At 68.7% G+C, this 20,253-nt stretch carries 21 protein-coding genes and 1 riboswitch; of the genes, 16 read left to right on the top strand and 5 right to left on the bottom strand.

What is annotated here, in order from left to right; all coding sequences use genetic code 11:
- Positions 1 to 72: 72 nt before the first annotated feature.
- From E3O65_RS03775 to ligA, 4 genes are all read left to right on the top strand, one after another.
- On the top strand, positions 73 to 441 hold the full coding sequence (locus tag E3O65_RS03775; protein ID WP_241988656.1) for an ArsR/SmtB family transcription factor: 369 nt from the start codon (positions 73 to 75) through the stop codon (positions 439 to 441).
- On the top strand, positions 441 to 680 hold the full coding sequence (locus E3O65_RS03770; protein WP_134362406.1) for a hypothetical protein: 240 nt from the start codon (positions 441 to 443) through the stop codon (positions 678 to 680). Before E3O65_RS03775 ends, E3O65_RS03770 begins: the two co-directional genes overlap by 1 nt.
- A 67-nt stretch (positions 681 to 747) precedes the next feature.
- Positions 748 to 1,977, top strand: a complete 1,230-nt coding sequence (gene mnmA / locus E3O65_RS03765) for a tRNA 2-thiouridine(34) synthase MnmA (RefSeq protein WP_174722257.1) — start codon at positions 748 to 750, stop codon at positions 1,975 to 1,977.
- Entirely contained in the window at positions 1,970 to 4,288 is a 2,319-nt protein-coding gene (gene ligA / locus E3O65_RS03760) for an NAD-dependent DNA ligase LigA (RefSeq protein WP_134362591.1), read from the top strand. Before mnmA ends, ligA begins: the two co-directional genes overlap by 8 nt.
- A 2-nt stretch (positions 4,289 to 4,290) precedes the next feature.
- Here ligA and E3O65_RS03755 read toward each other — a convergent pair whose 3' ends face one another.
- Positions 4,291 to 5,085 carry an alpha/beta fold hydrolase gene (locus E3O65_RS03755; protein ID WP_134362405.1) on the bottom strand — a complete coding sequence of 265 codons (795 nt, stop codon included), beginning with the start codon at positions 5,083 to 5,085 and terminating at the stop codon, positions 4,291 to 4,293.
- Positions 5,082 to 5,627: a PadR family transcriptional regulator gene (locus tag E3O65_RS03750; protein WP_134362404.1), complete on the bottom strand. Its 546-nt coding sequence runs from the start codon at positions 5,625 to 5,627 to the stop codon at positions 5,082 to 5,084. Before E3O65_RS03750 ends, E3O65_RS03755 begins: the two co-directional genes overlap by 4 nt.
- A 261-nt stretch (positions 5,628 to 5,888) precedes the next feature.
- Here E3O65_RS03750 and E3O65_RS03745 point away from each other — a divergent pair, with 261 nt between their 5' ends.
- Genes E3O65_RS03745 through E3O65_RS03720 form a run of 6 tightly spaced genes read left to right on the top strand, consistent with a single transcriptional unit; the run spans position 5,889 to position 12,061 of the window.
- Entirely contained in the window at positions 5,889 to 7,244 is a 1,356-nt protein-coding gene (locus tag E3O65_RS03745) for an alpha/beta hydrolase (RefSeq protein ID WP_134362403.1), read from the top strand.
- A 38-nt stretch (positions 7,245 to 7,282) separates the two neighbouring features.
- A complete protein-coding gene (gene gatC / locus E3O65_RS03740) occupies positions 7,283 to 7,579 on the top strand; it encodes an Asp-tRNA(Asn)/Glu-tRNA(Gln) amidotransferase subunit GatC (protein WP_166785644.1) in 297 nt (98 codons plus the stop codon).
- Between the two features lie 3 nt (positions 7,580 to 7,582).
- Positions 7,583 to 9,145: an Asp-tRNA(Asn)/Glu-tRNA(Gln) amidotransferase subunit GatA gene (gene gatA, locus E3O65_RS03735; RefSeq protein ID WP_134362402.1), complete on the top strand. Its 1,563-nt coding sequence runs from the start codon at positions 7,583 to 7,585 to the stop codon at positions 9,143 to 9,145.
- Positions 9,145 to 10,650 (top strand): Asp-tRNA(Asn)/Glu-tRNA(Gln) amidotransferase subunit GatB, encoded by a 1,506-nt coding sequence (gene gatB / locus E3O65_RS03730; RefSeq protein ID WP_134362401.1) that lies wholly within the window; start codon positions 9,145 to 9,147, stop codon positions 10,648 to 10,650. Before gatA ends, gatB begins: the two co-directional genes overlap by 1 nt.
- A complete protein-coding gene (locus tag E3O65_RS03725) occupies positions 10,650 to 10,946 on the top strand; it encodes a hypothetical protein (RefSeq protein WP_134362400.1) in 297 nt (98 codons plus the stop codon). The genes gatB and E3O65_RS03725 overlap by 1 nt, the downstream gene beginning before the upstream one ends.
- 5 nt (positions 10,947 to 10,951) lie before the next feature.
- The gene (locus E3O65_RS03720) at positions 10,952 to 12,061 is read left to right on the top strand and encodes a VIT1/CCC1 transporter family protein (RefSeq protein ID WP_134362399.1); all 1,110 of its coding nucleotides are present in this window, start codon (positions 10,952 to 10,954) and stop codon (positions 12,059 to 12,061) included.
- 221 nt (positions 12,062 to 12,282) lie between these two features.
- Here E3O65_RS03720 and E3O65_RS03715 read toward each other — a convergent pair whose 3' ends face one another.
- Positions 12,283 to 12,843, bottom strand: a complete 561-nt coding sequence (locus E3O65_RS03715; RefSeq protein ID WP_134362398.1) for a TIGR03086 family metal-binding protein — start codon at positions 12,841 to 12,843, stop codon at positions 12,283 to 12,285.
- A gap of 170 nt (positions 12,844 to 13,013) precedes the next feature.
- Between E3O65_RS03715 and E3O65_RS03710 the strand changes: the two genes are divergently transcribed.
- Positions 13,014 to 14,294, top strand: a complete 1,281-nt coding sequence (locus tag E3O65_RS03710) for a DNA polymerase IV (protein ID WP_134362397.1) — start codon at positions 13,014 to 13,016, stop codon at positions 14,292 to 14,294.
- A 9-nt stretch (positions 14,295 to 14,303) separates the two neighbouring features.
- A complete protein-coding gene (locus tag E3O65_RS03705; RefSeq protein WP_134362396.1) occupies positions 14,304 to 14,636 on the top strand; it encodes a hypothetical protein in 333 nt (110 codons plus the stop codon).
- 202 nt (positions 14,637 to 14,838) lie between these two features.
- Here the strand turns inward: E3O65_RS03705 and nhaA are convergent, their stop codons facing one another.
- Together nhaA and E3O65_RS16590 are read right to left on the bottom strand one after the other, a co-directional pair.
- A complete protein-coding gene (nhaA, locus tag E3O65_RS03700) occupies positions 14,839 to 16,212 on the bottom strand; it encodes a Na+/H+ antiporter NhaA (RefSeq protein WP_134362395.1) in 1,374 nt (457 codons plus the stop codon).
- 93 nt (positions 16,213 to 16,305) lie between these two features.
- Positions 16,306 to 16,476, bottom strand: a complete 171-nt coding sequence (locus tag E3O65_RS16590) for a hypothetical protein (RefSeq protein ID WP_166785643.1) — start codon at positions 16,474 to 16,476, stop codon at positions 16,306 to 16,308.
- Positions 16,477 to 16,545: 69 nt separating this feature from the next.
- Positions 16,546 to 16,655, top strand: a riboswitch (TPP riboswitch).
- Positions 16,656 to 16,692: 37 nt separating this feature from the next.
- Between E3O65_RS16590 and E3O65_RS03695 the strand changes: the two genes are divergently transcribed.
- From E3O65_RS03695 to E3O65_RS03680, 4 genes are read left to right on the top strand one after another with little or no spacing between them, the layout of a single operon-like run.
- On the top strand, positions 16,693 to 17,325 hold the full coding sequence (locus E3O65_RS03695) for an ECF transporter S component (protein WP_134362394.1): 633 nt from the start codon (positions 16,693 to 16,695) through the stop codon (positions 17,323 to 17,325).
- Between the two features lie 10 nt (positions 17,326 to 17,335).
- A complete protein-coding gene (locus E3O65_RS03690; protein ID WP_134362393.1) occupies positions 17,336 to 18,853 on the top strand; it encodes an ABC transporter ATP-binding protein in 1,518 nt (505 codons plus the stop codon).
- Positions 18,850 to 19,632 carry an energy-coupling factor transporter transmembrane component T family protein gene (locus E3O65_RS03685; RefSeq protein WP_134362392.1) on the top strand — a complete coding sequence of 261 codons (783 nt, stop codon included), beginning with the start codon at positions 18,850 to 18,852 and terminating at the stop codon, positions 19,630 to 19,632. Before E3O65_RS03690 ends, E3O65_RS03685 begins: the two co-directional genes overlap by 4 nt.
- Positions 19,619 to 20,251 (top strand): nucleoside/nucleotide kinase family protein, encoded by a 633-nt coding sequence (locus tag E3O65_RS03680; protein ID WP_241985649.1) that lies wholly within the window; start codon positions 19,619 to 19,621, stop codon positions 20,249 to 20,251. The genes E3O65_RS03685 and E3O65_RS03680 overlap by 14 nt, the downstream gene beginning before the upstream one ends.
- Positions 20,252 to 20,253: the final 2 nt, after the last annotated feature.

The raw sequence follows: 20,253 nt of genomic DNA, 5'->3' as shown, positions 1-20,253 counted from the left end.
CGCGCCTGGCACGCCACGCGCGTAGCGGCGCAGTTCCAGCGCGGTTGACCAGCCGGCACTGGACAGGGCAGTGTGTCACGTGTAAGTTACTACTTGCAGGTAGGGTCAACGGATGTCGAGGGGAGCGTGGGCACCATGACGCTCGACGACGAGATCGCCCGACTGGCTGCCCTCGCCAACCCGCACCGGTTCCGCATCATCGCCCTGCTGGCGAAGGAGTCCCTCCATGTGAGTGAGCTTGCCCGCAGGCTGGGGATGTCCCGGGCCCTGCTGTACATGCACCTGCAACGACTCGAATCGGCCGGTTACGTGACCGGGCACCTCGAGCTCTCCGACGAAGGCAAGGCCCTGAAGTTCTTCGAGGTCGTTCCGTTCGCGGTCACCACCACCGTCGCAAGCATCGTTGCGGCGGTCGAAGCCGACACAGAAAGCACACACTGATGGACAACATTCCCTGGTTCGCTTGGATCGCCATTGTCGGCATCATCGCCGGAGTCACGTCGAGCGTCGTGGCGGCCGTACTGCGGTCGCGAGAGAAGCAGACGGAGTTCGCCGGAGCAGCGGACCTCCGCGCACTCGTCGAACAGAGCACCGCGAGCAACCAGGCCGTGCTCGACAGGCTGGCTCTGCTGGACATCCGTCTCGCCTCGATCGAGCGGACCCTGACCGACATCCCCTGACCCTCCCCGCGCCGCGTCGCGGTGCGCCCACGTTGGCCATTCCGGTTCGCCCGAATACACTCGACGGGTGAAGGTTTTGGCAGCAATGAGCGGTGGGGTCGACTCCGCCGTCGCCGCAGCCCGCATGGTCGAGGCGGGACACGAGGTGGTCGGGGTGCACCTGGCCCTCAGTCGGATGCCCGGCACCCTGCGCACCGGTAGCCGCGGCTGCTGCACCGTCGAAGATTCCATGGATGCCCAGCGGGCCGCCAACATCATCGGCATCCCGTACTACGTCTGGGATTTCTCCGAGCGTTTCAAGCTCGACGTGGTCGACGACTTCATCGCCGAATACGCCGCCGGACGAACCCCGAACCCCTGCATGCGCTGCAACGAGCGCATCAAGTTCGCCGCCCTGCTCGAAAAGGCTCTCGACCTCGGCTTCGACGCCGTCGCCACCGGCCACTACGCCACGATCGTGACGGATGCCGACGGCAACCGCGAACTGCACCGGGCCAGCGCCTGGGCCAAGGACCAGTCCTATGTGCTGGGTGTGCTCACCCAGGAACAGCTCGCGCACTCAATGTTTCCGCTGGGTGCCACGCCGTCCAAGGCCGAGGTGCGGGCCGAGGCCGCCGAGCGCGGTTTCTCGGTGGCGAACAAGCCTGACTCCTATGACATCTGCTTCATCCCCGATGGCGACACGCGGGGCTGGCTGGCCGAGCGGGTCGCGCCGGCGACCGGCGACATCCTGGACCGCGAGGGCAACACCCTTGGCCGGCACGAGGGGGCGGCCGCGTTCACGGTGGGACAGCGCAAGGGGCTGCAGATCGGCACCCCCGCGGCCGATGGCAAGCCCCGGTTCGTGCTCGAGGTGCGCCCGATCTCCAACACTGTCGTGGTGGGGCCGAAAGAGGCCCTCGCGATCAAGGAGATCGCCGGCACCTCGTTCACCTGGTGTGGTGTCGCCCCCGCGCACCCGGATATCGCCTTCGAATGCCACGTGCAGATCCGCGCGCATGCCGATCCGGTTCCCGCCGTGGCCCGGGTGGTGGCGGTTTCGGCCGACTCGACTGCCGAGACCAGCGCCAGTCACGGGACCGGCGCCGGAACCGAACTCGTCATCACCCCGGCCGAGTCGCTCACCGGCGTGGCCCCCGGGCAGACCGCTGTTGTCTACATTGGCACGCGCGTGCTCGGCCAGTGCACCATCGACCGCACGGTGAGCGCCGTCAGCGCAGACAGCGATGGTGCCGGCGGGACTGACGGCTCCGCAGACAGTGTGAGTGCCGACAGCACCGTCGCCGTCGATGCGTAGCCCCGAGCCCGGTCCCGGGTCCGGCGTGACGCTGCACGCGGCCGCCGCCGAGGTCGCCGAACTGACCCAGCGCATTCTGGAAGCCCGCGACGCGTACTACGACCGCAACGAGGTCGTCATCTCCGACGCCGAGTACGACGAGTTGGTGCGCCGCCTCGCCGAGTTCGAGCGCGAGTTTCCCGAGCTGGCCAGCCAGGACAGCCCCACCCAGACCGTCGGCGGCCGGGCCGAGACCAGCCTGTTCGACCCGGTGGAGCACGTCGAGCGCATGCTCAGCCTCGACAACGTGTTCTCGATCGGCGAATTCGCGCTCTGGGCTGCGAAGGTCGAACGTGACGCCGCGCGGCCCGTGCACTACCTCTGCGAACTGAAGATCGACGGGCTCGCGATCAACCTGCGCTACGAGCGCGGGGTGCTGGTCAGCGCCGCCACCCGCGGTGACGGCGTCGTCGGCGAGGACGTCAGCGAGAACATCGCCTGGGTGCCCGGCATCCCTGCGCAACTGGAGGGCACCGGACATCCCGCACTGATGGAGGTGCGCGGCGAGGTGTTCTTCCCGGTCGCCGCCTTCCTCGAACTCAACGCCGCACAGGTCGCCGCCGGCGAACGCGTGTTCGCGAACCCCCGCAACGCCGCGGCCGGCTCCCTGCGCCAGAAGGCGGAGGGGAAGGCTCCGGAACCGCTCCGCCTGATGCGGGCCAGGCTCGGCCGGCTCCGGATGCTGGTGCACGGCATCGGCGCGTGGGCCAGCCCACCGGTCGCGTCCCAATCCGGCGTCTACGAACTGTTACAGGGCTGGGGTCTCCCCACCAGTTCCTACTTCCGGGTGGAATCGTCCGCGGCCCTGGCGGAGAAGTTCATCGAGTACTACGGCGAGCACCGGGCCAGCGTCGACCACGAGATCGACGGCATCGTAATCAAGGTCGATGAGCTGGAACTGCATGCAGAGCTCGGCGCCACCAGCCGGGCGCCGCGCTGGGCGATCGCCTACAAGTACCCGCCGGAGCAGGTCAACACCACACTGCTCGACATCGTCGTCAGCGTCGGCCGCACCGGCCGGGCCACGCCGTTCGCCGTGATGGAGAAGGTTCGCGTCGCCGGCTCGGAGGTGCGCCAGGCCACCCTGCACAATCAGGACGTGGTCAGGGCCAAGGGCATCCTGATCGGCGACACCGTCGTGCTGCGCAAGGCCGGCGACGTCATCCCCGAGGTGCTCGGCCCGGTGATCGAGCTGCGCGACGGCACTGAGCGCGTCTTCGTCATGCCCGTGAACTGTCCGGAGTGCGGCACGCCGCTCGCCCCCGCCAAAGAGGGTGACATCGACCTGCGCTGCCCCAACGCGCGCAGCTGCCCGGCCCAGGTGCGTGGCCGGGTCGAGCACATCGGCTCACGCGGCGCCCTGGACATCGAAGTGCTCGGCGAGGTCGCCGCCGCCGCTCTCACCCAGCCCACCCGACCCGCAGCACCACCCCTGCCCACCGAGGCCGGCCTGTTCGACCTCAGCCTCGATGACCTGCTGCCGATCGAGGTCATCGTGCGTGATGCCGAGACGGGACTGGCCAAGGGAGAAGAGGACGGCTCAGTGCGGATGCGCACGCCGTTCCGGCGAAACCCCACCGCCGCAGAGAAGAAGCAAGGCGCCCAGGGCCCGCAGCCGTCGTCGAGCGCGCTCAAACTGCTGCGCGAGATCGAATTGGCGAAGACCAAGCCGCTGTGGCGGCTCCTGGTGGCCCTGAATATTCGTCACGTCGGGCCGGTGGCGGCGCGTGCCCTGGCCGGCCACTTCGGGTCGCTCGACCTGATCCGGGCCGCCTCCCGCGAGGATTTGGCTGAGGTCGATGGGGTGGGCGGCATCATCGCCGACGCCGTCATCAGCTGGTTCGAGGTGGATTGGCATCAGGGCATCGTTGAGCAGTGGATGCGTGCCGGCGTTCAGTTCACGACCCCGGGGCACCCCGGTCCGGGAGCGGCCGCAGCAGCCGGAGGAGTGCTGGCCGGACTCACGGTCGTGGCCACCGGCTCGATCGAGGGCTACACCCGCGAAGAGGCCCAGGAGGCGATCATCTCCGCCGGCGGCAAGTCCGCTTCCAGCGTTTCCAAGAACACCGACTTCGTCGCCGCCGGTCCGGGCGCCGGGTCGAAGCTCGCCAAGGCCGAACTGCTCGGCCTGCGCATTCTTGACGCCGCCCAGTTCCATCTGCTGGTCACCGATGGGCCTGCGGCGCTGGCCGAGGCGTCGGCCGAGTCCGAGTCCGAGTTTGGTGCCGATGTGGACGCCGCGACACCGGTAGTGGACAGCAACCCAGCCTGACCTCAGCCGGGATCCCGGGCCGGGACCTCGGACGCGTCCACCCAACCGCAAACCATCCGAGTGAAGAGCTCAACGTTCTCGATGCTCCAGACGTGGTGCATGCCCGGCGCGATCCAGGTGCGCGTCTGCGGCACATGGGAGACTAACAGGGGAAAGCTGTCCCGCACGAGCCGGGACTCCCGCTCGCCCGCGACCGCCAGCATCGGGCCGCGGTAGTCGCCGAGGCCCTCCGGGGCACCGCCGCGGTTCACGTCGGCGAACACGCGCCGCGTGTTGTCTGCGCGGAGGCTCAGGCCGTGTTCCACGAACAGGTCGACCGCGTCGGCGGGCAGCCCGAACGCCTTCGCCTGGGCTCGCCAATACCAGGGGCGGTTCCAGAGCGGCAGTTGCAGTGCGTTCAGGAACCGAGCCGGGCCGTGCACACCCGTGAGCGGTACGCCGGACACCAGACATGAGCGCAGCAGCCCTGGGTGCCGGGCCATGACGTGCGTGGCCACCAAGCCGCCCAGGGACAGCCCCACCAGATGCGCCCGACCGCCGCGTGCGCGAGCGGCGATGATGCCGGCCACATCGTCGGCGGCCTGACCGAGGGAGAGCCAGTCCTCCCCGACCCGGTCGCCGAAGCCCGGCAGATCGGGGGTCAGCAGGTGCCGATCGGGCAGGCGCTCCACCTGCGGCTGCCAAGACCAGGAGCCGACATTGCCGCCGTGCAGGAACACGATCGTGTCGGGTCCCGCCGCATCAGCACCGTGTTCCAGGCGATAGCGGGGTTCCAGGGGAGTGCGGGAACCGCTCATTCGAGGGCCTCCTTCGTCTCGGTGAGCCAGGCGAGTTCCGCTTGGGCATGCAGGATGCCGTTCCGCAGGGTGGCATGGCGCAGCCGGCGTCCGAGGTCGTCGGGGGAACGGTCGTCGGGCTCTCGGCGGGCCTGTTCCTGCTCGACCACGGACTGCAGACCCGCCAGCATCACGGTGGCCTGGCTGCGCCGTGCGCGAAGCACAGCCCGAGTGGCCGGCACTCCCAGTGTGCCGACGAAGAAAAGCCGCATCAAGAACGCATCATGCGGCTTTTCCGGCTGGAGGGGCGAGCGCAGCCACTCGTCCAGAGCCCGGCGGCCGGCCGGAGTGATGTGGTGCTCGTGCCGGTCCGGACGCCCCTCCTGCGGGATGACCTCCACCTCGGCGAGACCGTCGGCGACCAGCACCGCCAGCGTGCGGTAGATCTGGGACTGGTCGGCCGACCAGAAATGGGAGACGGATGCCGCGATGCTCTTCTTGAGGTCGTATCCGGTCATCGGGGTGAGGTCCAGGATCCCCAAGAGGGCGATTGTCAGAGACATGTTCATATAGGATCACACCTATACGGGATCATGCAAGTACCAATTCTGACTTAATTAACCCCCGATCGGGGGTCGGTGAGACCCACTGTGGGGGCACGGTCCCACCATCAGTTTCAGTAGTCTAGAGAAGTAAGACTTGTCTTTTAGAGGCCGAGTTGATCGCTGCTCGGTGTTCGTGAGGGGACGTACCCAGGTTTGCTGTTGGAAGCGGCGGTTCTCACTGTCTCTCTGGCTCTCAACGGAGTCAGTGAGACCTTTGAAGTGCACACTCTCAGCACCGCAGTCCAGGGCCAGTCGGTGCCGAACCGGGGTGCCGAACCCGCTGCCGCCGAACCCCTGTGGCTGAACCTGTCGGCGCGCACGGGCACCTCTGTCGGGGTGCCCGTCGCCGGCGACCCGAAGGTGTCCGCGCAACCGATCGCATCCGTCCCGCGGGCCGCCACGGTCGCCACGGTGGAATCCGTGCGCCGGATGACCGGAACGAACCTGCTGGCCGGCTTGTCCAGCCTCTCGGTCGCCGATCTGTCTGCATTCGTCGTGCAGTCCCCAGGTCAGGTGGACTCCCTGCTCGCTGCCCCGCCCGCAGCATCTGAAGTGGCCGGCCTGTGGAACGAGCTGGGCGGGGCCGAGCGGTCGTCGCTGCTGGCCGCCGCACCGAAAGTCGTCGGCAATCTGGAGGGTGTCCCGTTCCGCGAGCGAGGCCGTGCCAATGCCCGCTACCTCACGCAGAGCCTCGCTGACGTCGCCCAGAGATTGGCCGACACCACCGATGACGCCGAGCGCACCGAGCTCAGCCGGGAATTCGATGTTCTGACCCAGGTCAAGGCGGCTCTGCGCACCCCCGCCGGTGCGCCCCGTCGTTCCCTGATCCTCCTCGACCCGACGGATGGCGGCCGGGCCGCGATTGCCCTCGGCAACCCGGACAGCGCCGATTTCGTCAGCTACCTCGTGCCCGGCATGAACTACGGCGTCGAGCCGCAGATGGTCAACTGGACGGACACCGCCGACGCCGTCTACGCCGAGCAGACCCGTGTGCTGCAGGAACAGGCGAGCGCGGCCGGGCAGGGCGTGACCGGTGCGACCGTGTCCACCATCGCCTGGATCGGCTACGAGGCCCCGGACGTCTTCAATGTGGGGGGAACGGGTCTGGCGGAAGCCGGCGCGGACTTCCTGGAGCAGTCGGTTCTCGGTATCGAGGCCGACCGCGCTTCGCGCAAGCCTTTCGTGTCCCTCGTCGCCCACTCTTATGGGTCGACAGTGGCGCTCACGGCCCTCGCCCGCGGCACGTTCGGGGTGGATGCCCTGGTACTGGTGGGCTCCCCGGGCAGCCAGGTGCAGTCCGTTGACAGCCTGAGCGTGGCCCAGCGCAACGTCTATGTCGGCAGCGCGGATTGGGACCCGACCGTGAACAGTGCGTTCTTCGGCAGCGATCCGGGTGCGAAGTCCTATGGGGCGAACACCCTCGGCGTCTCCGGATCGTACGACCGGAGCACCGGCGACTGGCTGACCGGATCTGTCGGCCACAACGCCTATTTCGATCTCGGCAGCGAGTCCCTGCACAACATGGCGCTGATCGGCACGGGCAACGCGGATCTTGTCACCGACGGCTCCGAATAGAATTGGGGAATCCACCCCCGACGATCGTACGGAGCAACATGTCTGAAATCACGGCCGAGCAGGTTGCCCATTTGGCAAACCTTGCGCGGATCGACCTCAGCTCTGAGGAGATCTCCCGCCTCACCTTGGAACTCGGCCAGATCGTTGACTCGGTCGCCAAGGTAGCCGAAGTGGCCACCCCGGATGTGCCGGCGACGAGCCACCCGATGCCGCTGACCAACGTCTTCCGCGCCGACACGGTCGTTCCGTCGCTCACGGTCGAACAGGCTCTCTCCGGAGCTCCCGACCGGGACGGCGACAAGTTCCGCGTGCCCGCAATCCTGGACGAGGAGTAACCCGTGACCGACATGATCAAGTTGTCCGCCGCCACCCTCTCCGGGCTGTTGACCGATGGATCCGTGAGCTCCGTCGAAGTGACCCAGGCGCATCTGGACCGCATCGCGGCCATCGACACCGGTGTGCACGCGTTCCTGCACGTGTCCGGCGAAGCCGCACTCGCCGCCGCCGCCCGCGTCGATGCCCGGCGTGCCGCCGGTGAGGCGCTCGGCCCGCTCGCCGGGGTCCCCATCGCCATCAAGGACGTGCTCGCCACCATCGACATGCCCTCAACCGCCGGTTCTAAGATTCTCGAGGGATGGATCCCGCCCTATGACGCCACCGTGGTCAAGCGCGTGCGCGACGCCGGTCTGATTCCCCTGGGCAAGACCAACATGGACGAGTTCGCAATGGGCTCGTCGACCGAGTTCTCTGCCTACGGCCCGACGCACAACCCGTGGGACTTCGACCGGATCCCCGGCGGCTCCGGCGGCGGCTCTGCGGCCGCGGTCAGCTCATTCGAGGCACCGCTCGCGCTCGGCAGCGACACCGGCGGCTCGATCCGCCAGCCGGCGGCCGTCACCGGTTCGGTCGGCGTCAAGCCCACCTACGGCGGTGTGTCCCGCTACGGGTCGATCGCTCTCGCTTCCTCTCTGGACCAGGTCGGCCCGGTGACCCGCACGGTGCTCGACGCCGCCCTGCTGCACGATGTGATCGGCGGGCACGACCCGCTCGACTCCACGTCGCTCACGGATGCCTGGCCGTCGATGGCCGCCGCCGCCCGCTCCGGCCTCGCCGACGGTGCCCTCAAGGGGGTGCGGGTCGGTGTGGTGAAGGAGCTGAGCGGAAACGGATTCCAGGCCGGCGTCGCGCAGCGCTTCACCGAGACGCTCGCGCTGCTCGCCGCGGCCGGCGCCGAGATCGTCGAGGTCAGCGCCCCCAACTTCGAGTACGCGATCGCCGCCTATTACCTGATTCTTCCGGCCGAGGCGTCGAGCAACCTGGCGCGCTTCGACTCTGTGCGCTTCGGCATCCGGGTCAACCCGGAGGGCGGCCCCCTGACCAGCGAGCGGGTCATGGCTGCGACGCGCGACGCGGGCTTCGGCCCCGAGGTCAAGCGCCGCATCATCCTCGGCACCTACGCCCTCAGCGCCGGCTACTACGACGCGTACTACGGCAGCGCACAGAAGGTGCGCACCCTGATCCAGCGTGACTTCGACGCCGCCTTCTCGAAGGTCGACGTGCTCGTGTCACCGAGTGCACCGACCACAGCGTTCAAGTTCGGCGAGAAGATGGCCGATCCCATGGCCATGTACCTCAATGACGTCACGACCATTCCGGCCAACCTGGCCGGTGTGCCCGGCATGAGCCTGCCGATGGGTCTCGCACCTGAGGACGGACTGCCCGTCGGCCTGCAGATCATGGCACCCGCGAAAATGGACGCCCGTCTCTACAGCTTCGGAGCCGCCGTCGAGGCGCTGCTCGAAGCATCCTGGGGGCACACTCTCCTCAGCCAGGCGCCGGAACTGGCGCCGACGGAAATGTACACAAACGCCGTGTTCACGAGCACAGAGGGAGCCGTCTGATGAAGAAGGCCGAATTGATGGACTACGACAAGGCCCTGGAGCTGTTCGAGCCGGTGCTCGGCTTCGAGGTGCACGTCGAACTCAACACCAAGACCAAGATGTTCTGTGGCTGTGCCAACGAATTCGGCCAGGGTGCAAACACGAACACCTGCCCTACCTGCCTGGGCCTGCCCGGCGGGCTGCCTCAGGTGAACGCCCAGGCTATCGAGTCCAGCATCCGTCTGGGGCTCGCACTCGGCTGTGAGATCGCGGAGTACTCCCGGTTTGCGCGCAAGAACTACTTCTACCCGGACACGGCGAAGAACTTTCAGACCTCGCAGTACGACGAGCCCATCGCCTTCAACGGGCAGCTCACGATCGAGCTGGAAAGCGGACGCCTGGTCACGGTCGACATCGAGCGTGCACACATGGAGGACGACGCCGGCAAGCTCACCCACGTAGGTGGGGCGACCGGCCGCATCCAGGGAGCCGACTACTCGTTGGTCGACTACAACCGCGGCGGCGTGCCGCTGGTTGAGATCGTCACGCAGATGATCGAGGGCGGCGAGGCGGACTCGCCCGAGATCGGCCGCACCTACGTCGCCGCGATCCGTGAGATCGTCAAGGCGCTCGGCGTCTCCAACGCCCGGATGGAGGAGGGCAACGTGCGCTGCGATGCGAATGTGTCACTGCGACCGCGTGGTTCGAACGTTCTCGGAACGCGCACCGAGACCAAGAACGTGAACTCGCTGCGTTCGGTCGAGCGGGCCGTGCGCTACGAGATCCAGCGCCAGGCGGCGCTGCTGCATGCGGGCGGCACCATCACCCAGGAGACTCGGCACTGGCACGAAGACACCGGCATCACCTCGGCCGGCCGGCCCAAGTCCGACGCCGACGACTACCGGTACTTCCCGGAGCCCGACCTCGTTCCCGTGGCCCCGTCGCGCGAGTGGGTGGAAGAACTCCGAGCCACCCTGCCCGAGCCCCCGGCCGCCCGCCGTAAGCGGTTGCAGGCCGACTGGGGTTTCGCCAACCTCGAATTCCAGGACGTCGTCAACTCCGATCTCCTCGACGCCGTGGAAGCCACCATTGCGGCCGGCGCCGCAGCCCAGGCTGCCCGCAAGTGGTGGACCGGTGAGGTCGCCCGCCTCGCGAACGTCTCGGGCGTCAGCGCCGACTCGCTCGTGCAGCCGGTGCAAGTCGCGGCCCTGATCGAGTTGGTCGTGGCCGGCACTCTGACCGAACGGCTGGCGCGTCAGGTGCTTGAAGGCGTGATCAACGGCGAGGGAACCCCCCTGGAGGTCGTCGAGTCCCGCGGTCTCGCGGTCGTCTCCGATGACGGAGCGCTCATCGCCGCGATCGACGAGGCTCTTGCCGCCCAGCCCGACGTCCTCGCGAAAATCCGCGATGGCAAGGTGCAGGCGGCCGGTGCCGTGATCGGCGCCGTGATGAAGGCCATGCGCGGACAGGCGGACGCAGCCCGCGTGCGCGAACTCGTGCTCCAGCGGGCGGGATCGACCGAGTAATGGGACTGCGGAACAGGCGCGAGCCCGCCGCCGGGGCCGGTGCCCTCGGTGTCGGCGTGCAGGTTGTGGTGCGTCTGGACCGCGTGCGCTATCCGGACGCCACCGCTGAGGATCCGAGCGGTGTGATCGTGGCGGCCGGAGAACTCGACGGGGCGGCACTCTACGCCCCAGTGTCCGGGCGTGAGGCCGTGTGGGTTGTGCAGTTCGACGAACCCTTCTTCGGTCTCGACGGTTCGGGTCCGCATGCGTCGGCCCGGGTGGCTCAGAGCTCGCTCGACGCCGCTCCCGAGGCGTGAGCGTCGTGGAGCAGCAGCGGGAGCAGGAACGGCCGGCGACGGCGAAGGAGATCCGACGCTGGCGGCGGTATCTCGCCGACGAACGGGCCGAGGCCGCCGTCTACCGGGACCTGGCCGGGCGTCGCTCCGGGGAGGAACGCGAAATTCTGCTGGCCCTCGCTGACGCCGAGGGCCGCCACGAAGCGCACTGGCGGCGGTTGTTGGGCGACCAGGTCGGACAGCCGCGTCGCGGTGCCCTGCGCACCCGGTTCCTGGGGTTCCTGGCGCGCCGCTTCGGTTCGGTGTTCGTGCTGGCGCTCGCGCAGCGTGCCGAGGCTCGCTCGCCGTATGACGCCGACGCCGACGCCACCGACACCATGGCGGCCGACGAGCGAATTCACGAAGAGGTTGTTCGAGGGCTGGCCGCCCGCGGACGGCAGCGTCTGGCGGGAACCTTCCGGGCCGCCGTGTTCGGAATCAACGACGGTCTGGTCAGCAACCTGGCCCTGGTGCTGGGTATCGGCGCCACCGGGGTGCCGGCCACCACCATCCTCTTCACCGGTATTGCAGGGCTCCTCGCGGGAGCCCTGTCGATGGGTGCGGGGGAGTACGTGTCGGTGCGGTCGCAGCGGGAGCTTCTCGAGGCGTCCACCCCGATTCCGGCGTCCCGGAATGTGCTGTCCCACCTCGATCTGGCCGCGAACGAGCTGACCCTGGTCTATCGCGCCCAGGGGATGTCTCCGGAGACGGCCGAGATCCATGCGCGCGAGGTTCTGCGCACGGTGGCCATCGCCACGGGTCCCGTCGACGTCAAGTCGTCCGGCGGACTGGCCCCGGCGGTCGATGACCACGAAGCCATCGGCACGGGCATCGGAGCCGCAACGTCGAGCTTCTGCTTCTTCGCCTCCGGGGCGATCCTGCCCGTGCTGCCCTATCTCTTCGGCTTCGAAGGCATCACGGCGGTCATCATCGCCGCTGTACTCGTAGGTCTGGCCCTACTGGCCACCGGTGCCATCGTCGGGCTCTTGTCGGGTGGGCCGCCCTGGCGTCGCGCCATCCGCCAGCTGATCATCGGGTTCGGTGCGGCCGGGGTCACCTACCTCCTCGGACTCCTGTTCGGGACCTCGATCGCCTAGCTTCACCGAGGTTGAGCCTGCCGGATACCGGCGGCCAGACCCCCGCGATTGAAGTAGGCGGCCCGACCCGGGCGGTCGGGCGTGTCGCGAACCGTCGCAACGCCGCTCGCAGAACGGCCCCGGGTCCCGGATTTCAGTGCGTGGTCGGCTGGGCAGAGGTGCTCGAGGCCTCCGCTGGTTCGGGCGGCAGGACCTCGGCCACCCTCGTGCCGGTCCGCCGCCTACGGCCGACGCGGGTCCCGGCCGGTGAGGGCGAGCAGGCGATGCTGCAACGGCGCGTCCTCATCGGCCGGCACCGGCGAGGCGAAGAGGCCGCTGGCCTCGAGGGTGTCCCGTTGCGCCTCGAACACCGTCCACACGGCCGCGACCAGGTCTGCGTCCAGGGACTCGTCGGCATCCGTTGCCCGGGCAAGGTCCCAGGAATGGATCGCAACGTCGGATACCTGCTCACGCAGGTAGTCGGATGCCGTCACGGTGTCGTACGACAGAGTCACCGGGGCGTCGGCCGGCGTTGCCGCCCAGGCTTCGGCCGCCCGGGCGGAATGGGTCGCCCATTCCGCCGACAGGTCCGATCCCAGCGGGGCCAGCGAGCGTCGGGCCTCAAGCACGGACAGGCCTCCCAGCAGGGGCGGGACCCATTGCTGCTCCAACACCACGTGCCGCACCAGGTCGGTCACGGTCCACTCGGTATCGGGCGTGGCGGCGTTCCAATCGGTGATCAGGTGTAGGCGGGCGGCGAACTCGTCGGCGGCCTGTTTCTGCAGCGTTATCCAGTCATGCATCGGGGCTCCCTGTTCGGTGCGGTCTCTGGGGGTGGAACCGTGTCACTCTCCAACGCTACAACCGGCATCCGTGACATGGCATTCCGGGCGAGAGGGATGCGCCGTTCTCCCACCGCGGAATCCGGCGCTCGCTGTCGCCCCCTGTCACCGGTCCGGGTTAGGGTCTCTCCATGGGCAGGCAGGATGGCAGCGATCGCACGGTCTCGAACGATGCGGTCGACGACAGCACGGCGACACTGCTGCACATCGATCTCGACGCGTTCTTCGCTTCGGTGGAACTGCTCGACCACCCCGAGCTGGTCGACCGGCCGGTAATCGTAGGGCACCGATCCGGTCGTTCGGTCGTCACGGCCGCGAATTACGTTGCCCGGCGCTACGGCGTCAATTCGGCCATGCCCATGGCTCTCGCTCTTCGGCGCTGTCCGGCGGCGGTGGTGCTCGAACCACATATGAGCCGCTACAAGGAGTACTCCGGCCGGGTGATGCGCATCTTCGGCGACTTCACCCCGCTGGTCGAGCAGCTCGGCATCGACGAGGCATTCCTCGATGTGGCCGGCGCTCGGCGCCTACACGGCTCCCCGGCTGAGATCGGGGCGCAGATCAGGGCCCGGGTCGTGGCGGAGACCGGACTGACCTGCTCGGTCGGCGCGGCGAGCACCAAATTCGTCGCCAAGATGGCGTCGGGCCGGGCGAAACCGAACGGCCTGCTCGTGGTGCCGGCCGACGAAACGCTCGCGTTCCTGCATCCGCTGCCCGTCGGTGCCCTCTGGGGAGTCGGCGCCACCACCCAGCAGACCCTGGTCGGGCAGGGACTGCGCACCATCGGTGACCTGGCGGCCACGCCCCTCGCCGTGCTGCAGAAAAGCGTGGGCGAGGCCTCGGGTCGCAAGCTCTACGAACTGGCCTGGGGGAGAGACCCGCGGGTGGTCACGGTGGAACGCGAGGAGAAGAGCGTCGGCCACGAGATCACGTTCGAGCACGACGTGACGGATGTCGCACGGCTTCGCAGCGAACTGCTGCGGCAGTCCGACGCGGTGGCCGCTCGGCTGCGGCGCGCCGGACTGGTCGGTCGTTGCGTGGTGCTCAAGCTGCGCTACGCCGACTTCAGTACCGTCACCCGCTCGCGCACTCTCGCCGAGCCGACAGATGTGGGCCGTCGAATCTACGAGGAGGCGGCCGCCAGCTTCGGGGTGCTCGCGGCACGCGGAATCCGGGTGCGTCTCATCGGTGTGCGCGTCGAGCAGCTCAGCGACGGCGACGGAGCCGGCGTGGCCCTCTGGGACCCCGACGACGACTGGCGCGGCGCGGAACGCGCGGTGGACACATTGACGGCCCGGTTCGGGCGGGGCACGGTGCGCCCTGCGTCCCTGCTCGAGCCGATCGCCCGGGAGCCCGGCACCCGCGAACCGGCACCCCGCACCTCTGACCAGCCCAAACCCGACAGGGGGTAGCCTGAAAGCATGACTAGCCTTCCAGAACGACTTGCAGACATCTCCCGTTCCGCCGGCGTTCGGTCGGCCTACGGCGATCCCGTCCAGGTGGACGGCGTGACCCTCATTCCCGTCGCGCTCGTCTACTACGGCTTCGGCGGCGGCGAGGGTGACTCTGCGGCCACCGGCAGCGGCTCGGGCGGTGGTGGCGGCGGTGCGTCTCTGCCCATCGGCGCCTACGTGAAGTCCGGTACGACCGCTCGCTTCGAACCCAACGTCATCTCTCTGCTCGCCGTGGGCATCCCGTTCGTCTGGGTTGCCGGCAAGACGATCGCCCGTATCATTCGCGCCCTCAAGCGCTAGCCGCGAAGAGCACAAGCCTCCCGACCTCCCAACCTCACGACCTCACTGGCTGAGGCGGCTGGGCGGACGACTGCGCTCCACGACTCCCGCAACTCCGTCTCGAACGAATTCGACGGAGATTTTGCTCCAGAGAGTGCATTTGCGCCCGAAAACACGGGTTTGACCCAAAATCTCCGTCGAATCGGTTCGACGACCGGCTCTATCAGCGTCCGGTGCTGCGCTCGGTGCGAGCCGCGTCGGCCTGGAATACGTCGGGAATGCCGTCGTTGTCGGCGTCGAGCGTCTCCTTGTCGGCGATGCGGCCGTAATGGCGGTTGCGGCTCCGCAGAACCACCGTCGCAAGTAGGGCGGCCAGCAGGGACCCGGTGAGGATGGCCACCTTGGCGTGGTCGTCGTGGGGGCTGCCCTGGCCGAAGGCCAGTTCGCTGATCAGCAGCGACACCGTGAAACCGACTCCGGCGAGCATGGCGACGCCGATCACGTCCACCCAGGCCAGGTCCGGGTCGAGGCTCGCCCGGGTGGTCTTGGTCACCAGAACGGTGGCGAGCAATATGCCCACCGGCTTGCCCACGACCAGGGCCACGACGATTCCGATCGCGACAGGGTCGGTCAGGGCTGTCGCCAGGCCGTCCACACCGCCGATCGTCACACCGGCGGAGAAGAAGGCGAACACCGGCACGGCGAAACCGGCCGACAGCGGGCGGATGCGGTGCTCGAGATTCTCCGCCAGGCCCGGGCCGGCGTCGGGTCCGCCGCCGCGGCGGCTGCGCAGCACCGGCACGGCGAAGCCGAGCAGCACACCGGCCACAGTCGCGTGGATACCGGAGCCGTGCACGAGGGCCCAGGTTACGAGGCCGAGTGGCAGCAGGATGGCACCCGCGGCCCATTTCGTGGTGCCGAACAGGTACGAGTGTTTGTGGGCCAGGAACGCGAAGATGCCGAGCGGAATGATTGCGAGCAGCAGCAGAGCGGGCTGAAGGTCGCCGGTGTAGAAGAAGGCGATGATGGCGATGGCGAGCAGATCGTCGACCACGGCCAGGGTCAGCAGGAAGATACGCAGCGCACTGGGCAATTTGGAGCCGATCACAGCGAGCACGGCTACGGCGAAGGCGATGTCGGTAGCGGTGGGGATTGCCCAGCCGCGAAGCATTTCCGGTCCCGAGTTGAACGCGATCGCGGTGAAGATCAGTGCCGGGACGAGGACGCCTCCGACGGCCGCGGCGACGGGAACGACCGCGCGGCTGAAAGTGCGCAGGTCACCGGCGACGAACTCGCGTTTAAGCTCGAGCCCGGCAATGAAAAAGAAGATCGCCAGGAGTCCGTCGGCCGCCCACGCGCCGAGGCTCAGGTTGAGGTGCCACGGCTCGTAGCCGATCTGGAAATCCCGCACGGAATAGTAGAAATCGGAGGCCCCGGTGTTAGCCAGGATCAGTGCGAGAACCGTCGCGACGAGCAGGAGCGCCCCACCGACGGTTTCCTTGCGCAGGATGGTCGCGACATGCAGGTACTCGGGGTAGCTGCTGCGTCGAAAGACGTTCAGTTTCGGGGTGACAGGCATTGGTGATGGTTTCGTCATGGACGAGCCTCAGACAATCGGGGTTTTGTGGCGCACGAACAGAACTGTCGACCAGACTTCCCGACTCACCACGACGAGCGTACCGCTTTCGGGTCAGCGTCGCAGCCCGCGCCACCATCTGCCCGGCTGGCCGCGCCAGCTCGCCGGGAAGTGCCAAGGGCCGCGCACGGGCAGGCCGCGCAGCATCCGTCTCCTGCGCAGGATGAGCGTGCGCAACAGGAAGAGCAGTAGTGCAGCGAGCAGCAGAGGAACGGCGAAAGTCATCCGCGCCCGAGTCGGATGCAGCGGTGCGCCTGTGATTCCATCCCGCGAGTCTAAGCCTTGGTCTATACTTGGAGCGAACACGGGAGTCCGGTCAACCGGGCTGAGAGGAAGCTTCTGAAGCTTCGACCGTCGAACCTGATCTGGATCATGCCAGCGCAGGGAGGCAGATTTTCTCGTTCCCGTGCCCTGGAACCATCTACGGAAAGGGCACGACCAGTGCACGCTACATCCACCCTTCTCACCCCCGCCACGTCCCGGCAGCCGCGCTCATACCGCTGGCGTGTCGTCGACATCGTCATAGCCAGCGTCATCGGCGTGGCCAGCGGGCTCATCTTCGTCGTCTGGAATCAGGCCTACAACCCGCTCAGCGGGCTTTTGACTCCGCTGCTGCCGGGCCTGCAGGCTCTCCTGGGCGGCGGATGGCTGTTCGCCGGCGTCCTTGGCGGCCTGATCATTCGCAAACCCGGCGCCGCGATCTACACCGAACTGCTCGCGGCCGTCGTCTCCACACTGGTCGGCGGCACCGCCTGGGGGGCCACCATCCTGGTCTCCGGTCTGGTGCAGGGACTCGGCGCCGAGCTGGTGTTCGCCCTGTTCATCTACGCCAACTACCGCGTCTATGTGGCCCTCCTGGCCGGCGCGGGAGCAGGCCTTGCCCTGGCAGTCAACGACCTGCTGCTCTGGTACCCCGGCTCGGCCGCGCCGTTCATCGCCGTTTACACGGTCTCCGCAATCGTCTCCGGTATCGTCGTGGCCGGGCTGCTGTCCTGGCTCGCCATGCGCGGGCTCGCCCGCACCGGGGCGCTGTCGCGCTTCGCCGCCGGGCGCTCGAGCCGCACCCGGGTTTAGGCGGCCCGCGATGACACCGGCAGCAGCGGGATCCGTCTCGGGCGCGTCCGTCGTGGCCCGGGGCTGGGGATGGCGGCACGCCGGGCGGCGCCGGTGGGCGGTTGACGGACTCGACCTCCGGATCGAGCCGGGCGAGCGCGTGCTGCTGCTCGGCGCCTCCGGAGCCGGCAAATCCACTCTGCTGCACGCCCTCGCGGGTGTGCTCGGCGGGGAGGAAGAGGGTGAGCAGCGCGGTCACCTCCTCGTGAACGGCGCCGAGCCCACCGCAGAGCGCGGCCAGGCTGGCCTGCTGCTTCAGGACCCTGACTCCCAGGTGATACTGGCACGCGTGGGCGACGACGTCGCTTTCGGCTGCGAGAACCTCGGCGTTCCCCGCGACGAGATCTGGCGCCGGGTGACGGATGCCCTCAGGATGGTGGGACTGAACCTGCCGCTGGGTCATCCGACTTCGGCACTGTCGGGCGGACAGAAGCAACGGCTGGCCCTGGCCGGCGTGCTGGCAATGCGGCCGGGGCTGCTGCTACTCGACGAACCCACCGCGAATCTTGACCCCGAGGGGGTTCTCGAGGTGCGCGAATCCGTCGCCCGGGTGCTCGAGAACTCCGAGGCGACCTTCATCGTTATCGAGCATCGGGTGGCCGTCTGGCAGAGCCTAGTAAACCGGGTGATCGTGCTCGATGCCGCCGGGGGAGTGCTCGCCGACGGCCACCCCGACGACGTGCTGACGAGCCAGGGCGAACGACTCGCGGCCGCCGGCGTGTGGGTGCCCGGTCGGGGCAGTGGCCTGGTCGCCGCCGGGCGGCGCACCTCCAGCGGGACAACGCCGCTGCTCCGCACTCCCGGGCTCGCCATCGCGCGCACGAAAGCCGAGATCATCGCCCGCGATCTCGAGCTGGACGTCCTGGCTGGTACTGCCCTCGCACTCACCGGGCCGAACGGGGCCGGCAAGTCCACCCTGGCACTCACCCTCGCGGGCCTGCTCAAACCGGCAGGGGGCGCAGTGCTCGCCAGCCCGGAGTTCGCCGACGGAGCAGACCCCGAGCCGATCCGGTGGAGGTCGCGCCAACTGCTCAGCCGCATCGGCACCGTCTTCCAGGACCCCGAGCACCAGTTTGTCGCCGCTACAGTGCGAGCCGAGCTCGCTGTGGGACCGCGCGCCCTGAAACGGCCGGAGGCCGCGGTCACCGCCCGGGTCGACGAGGTGCTGCAGCGTCTGCGCCTGGATCATCTGGCCGAGGCCAACCCGTTCACCCTCTCCGGAGGTGAGAAACGCCGCCTGTCGGTGGGCACCGTGCTGGCCACGCAGCCACAACTGCTCGTGCTCGACGAGCCGACCTTCGGGCAGGACCTGCGCACCTGGCGGGAGATCGTCGTCCTGCTCGACGAACTCCTGCGGGAGGGCACCGCGGTGGTCGCGGTCTCGCACGACGCCGATTTCGTGGCCGCCGTTTTCGACCGGGAATTCCGGTTGGCCGGGCGAACCGGCGCGGCCGCGCCTCTCATCACGTCGGGCGTGGTTCCGCGATGAGCCTGATCGCGCCCCCCCGCGGAGACCGCGCCATCTTCCGGATCAACCCGGTGGCGAAGCTGGCGTCCGCTTTGCTGCTGGCGGGAGTGCTCATCCTCACCATCGATTGGGTCTCCGCCGCGGTCGCCCTCGCCTGCGAGTTCGTGCTCGTCTTCTGGGCGGGCCTGTCCCTGAAGTCCTTCGTGCTGCGTACCCTGCCGGTCTGGATCGCCGCACCCACCGCGGGTCTCACCACCCTGCTCTACGGGCAGCCGGCCGGAGCGGTGTACTGGGCGTTCGGGCTCGTGAACGTGACCGAGGGATCGCTGGAGCTCGCGATCGCGACGACCCTGCGCATCCTCGCAATCGGGCTGCCGTCGGTGGTGCTGTTCGTGACCGTCGACCCCACCGATCTGGCCGACGGTCTCGCCCAGGTCGTGAAGTTGCCGGCCCGGTTCGTGCTGGGTGGCCTGGCCGGACTGCGTCTGGTCGGACTGTTCCTCGGCGACTGGCGCGCGCTCGAGCTGGCCAGGCGGGCGCGCGGCATCGCGGATGGCGGGGCCGGGCGCCGCCTGCTCAGCCAGGCGTTCGCACTGCTGGTGCTGTCGATTCGCCGCGGCAGCAAGCTGGCGACCGCCATGGAGGCGCGCGGTTTCGGCGCCCCGGTGCAGCGCACCTGGGCCCGCGAGTCCACCTTCCGCGGCCGTGAGGTGGCCCTGATCGGCATCGGGCTGGCCGTGGCCCTGCTCGCGGTGGGAGTGTCGGTGGCGCTGGGAAGCTGGAATTTTGTACTCACCTGATCTGCCCCGGGCAATCGACGACCCAGCCTCCGATCGACGGATGCTGCTGGCCCCGGTGCTCCGAGTCCTCGCCGGTGCCGGTGCGACACCCGTCGTTCTCATCGACGGGCCGAGCGGGGCCGGCAAGAGCACCCTCGCCGACGCGCTCGTCGAGGCCTGGCCGGGGGCGCTCCGCCCCAGCCTGGTGCGGCTGGACGACATCTACCCCGGCTGGCGGGGGCTGGACGCCGCCGCCCTGCACTTGGCCGAGCACGTGCTTGCGCCGCGCGCGCTCGGTCGGCCCGCGGCCTGGCAGCGCTACGACTGGGCGCGGGGCGAGCCGGCGGAGTGGCATCCCGTGCCCTCGGCCCGCGCGCTGATTGTGGAGGGTTGCGGCACGCTCGCCGCCGCGCACGCGGCGCAGAGTGACATTCGCGTGTGGCTCGGCGCCGACGGCCGGATCCGCAAACAGCGTGCCCTCGCCCGGGACGGTGATGTGTTCCGGGCGCACTGGGACCAGTGGGAGTCCGACTGGGAAGCTTACCGGGAGCGAGAGCAGCCCGAACGGCAGGCGACGGTCGTGCTTCTGGGGACTTCTGGCATCCGGTCGCCCGGAATCCCGCCGGTGGGGCTAGGTTGAAG

This window comes from Cryobacterium breve (assembly GCF_004402375.1).
Lineage (GTDB): Bacteria > Actinomycetota > Actinomycetes > Actinomycetales > Microbacteriaceae > Cryobacterium > Cryobacterium breve.
Note: the sequence above shows the minus strand (reverse complement) of the source record. Positions and strands in the feature narration are given on the sequence as shown.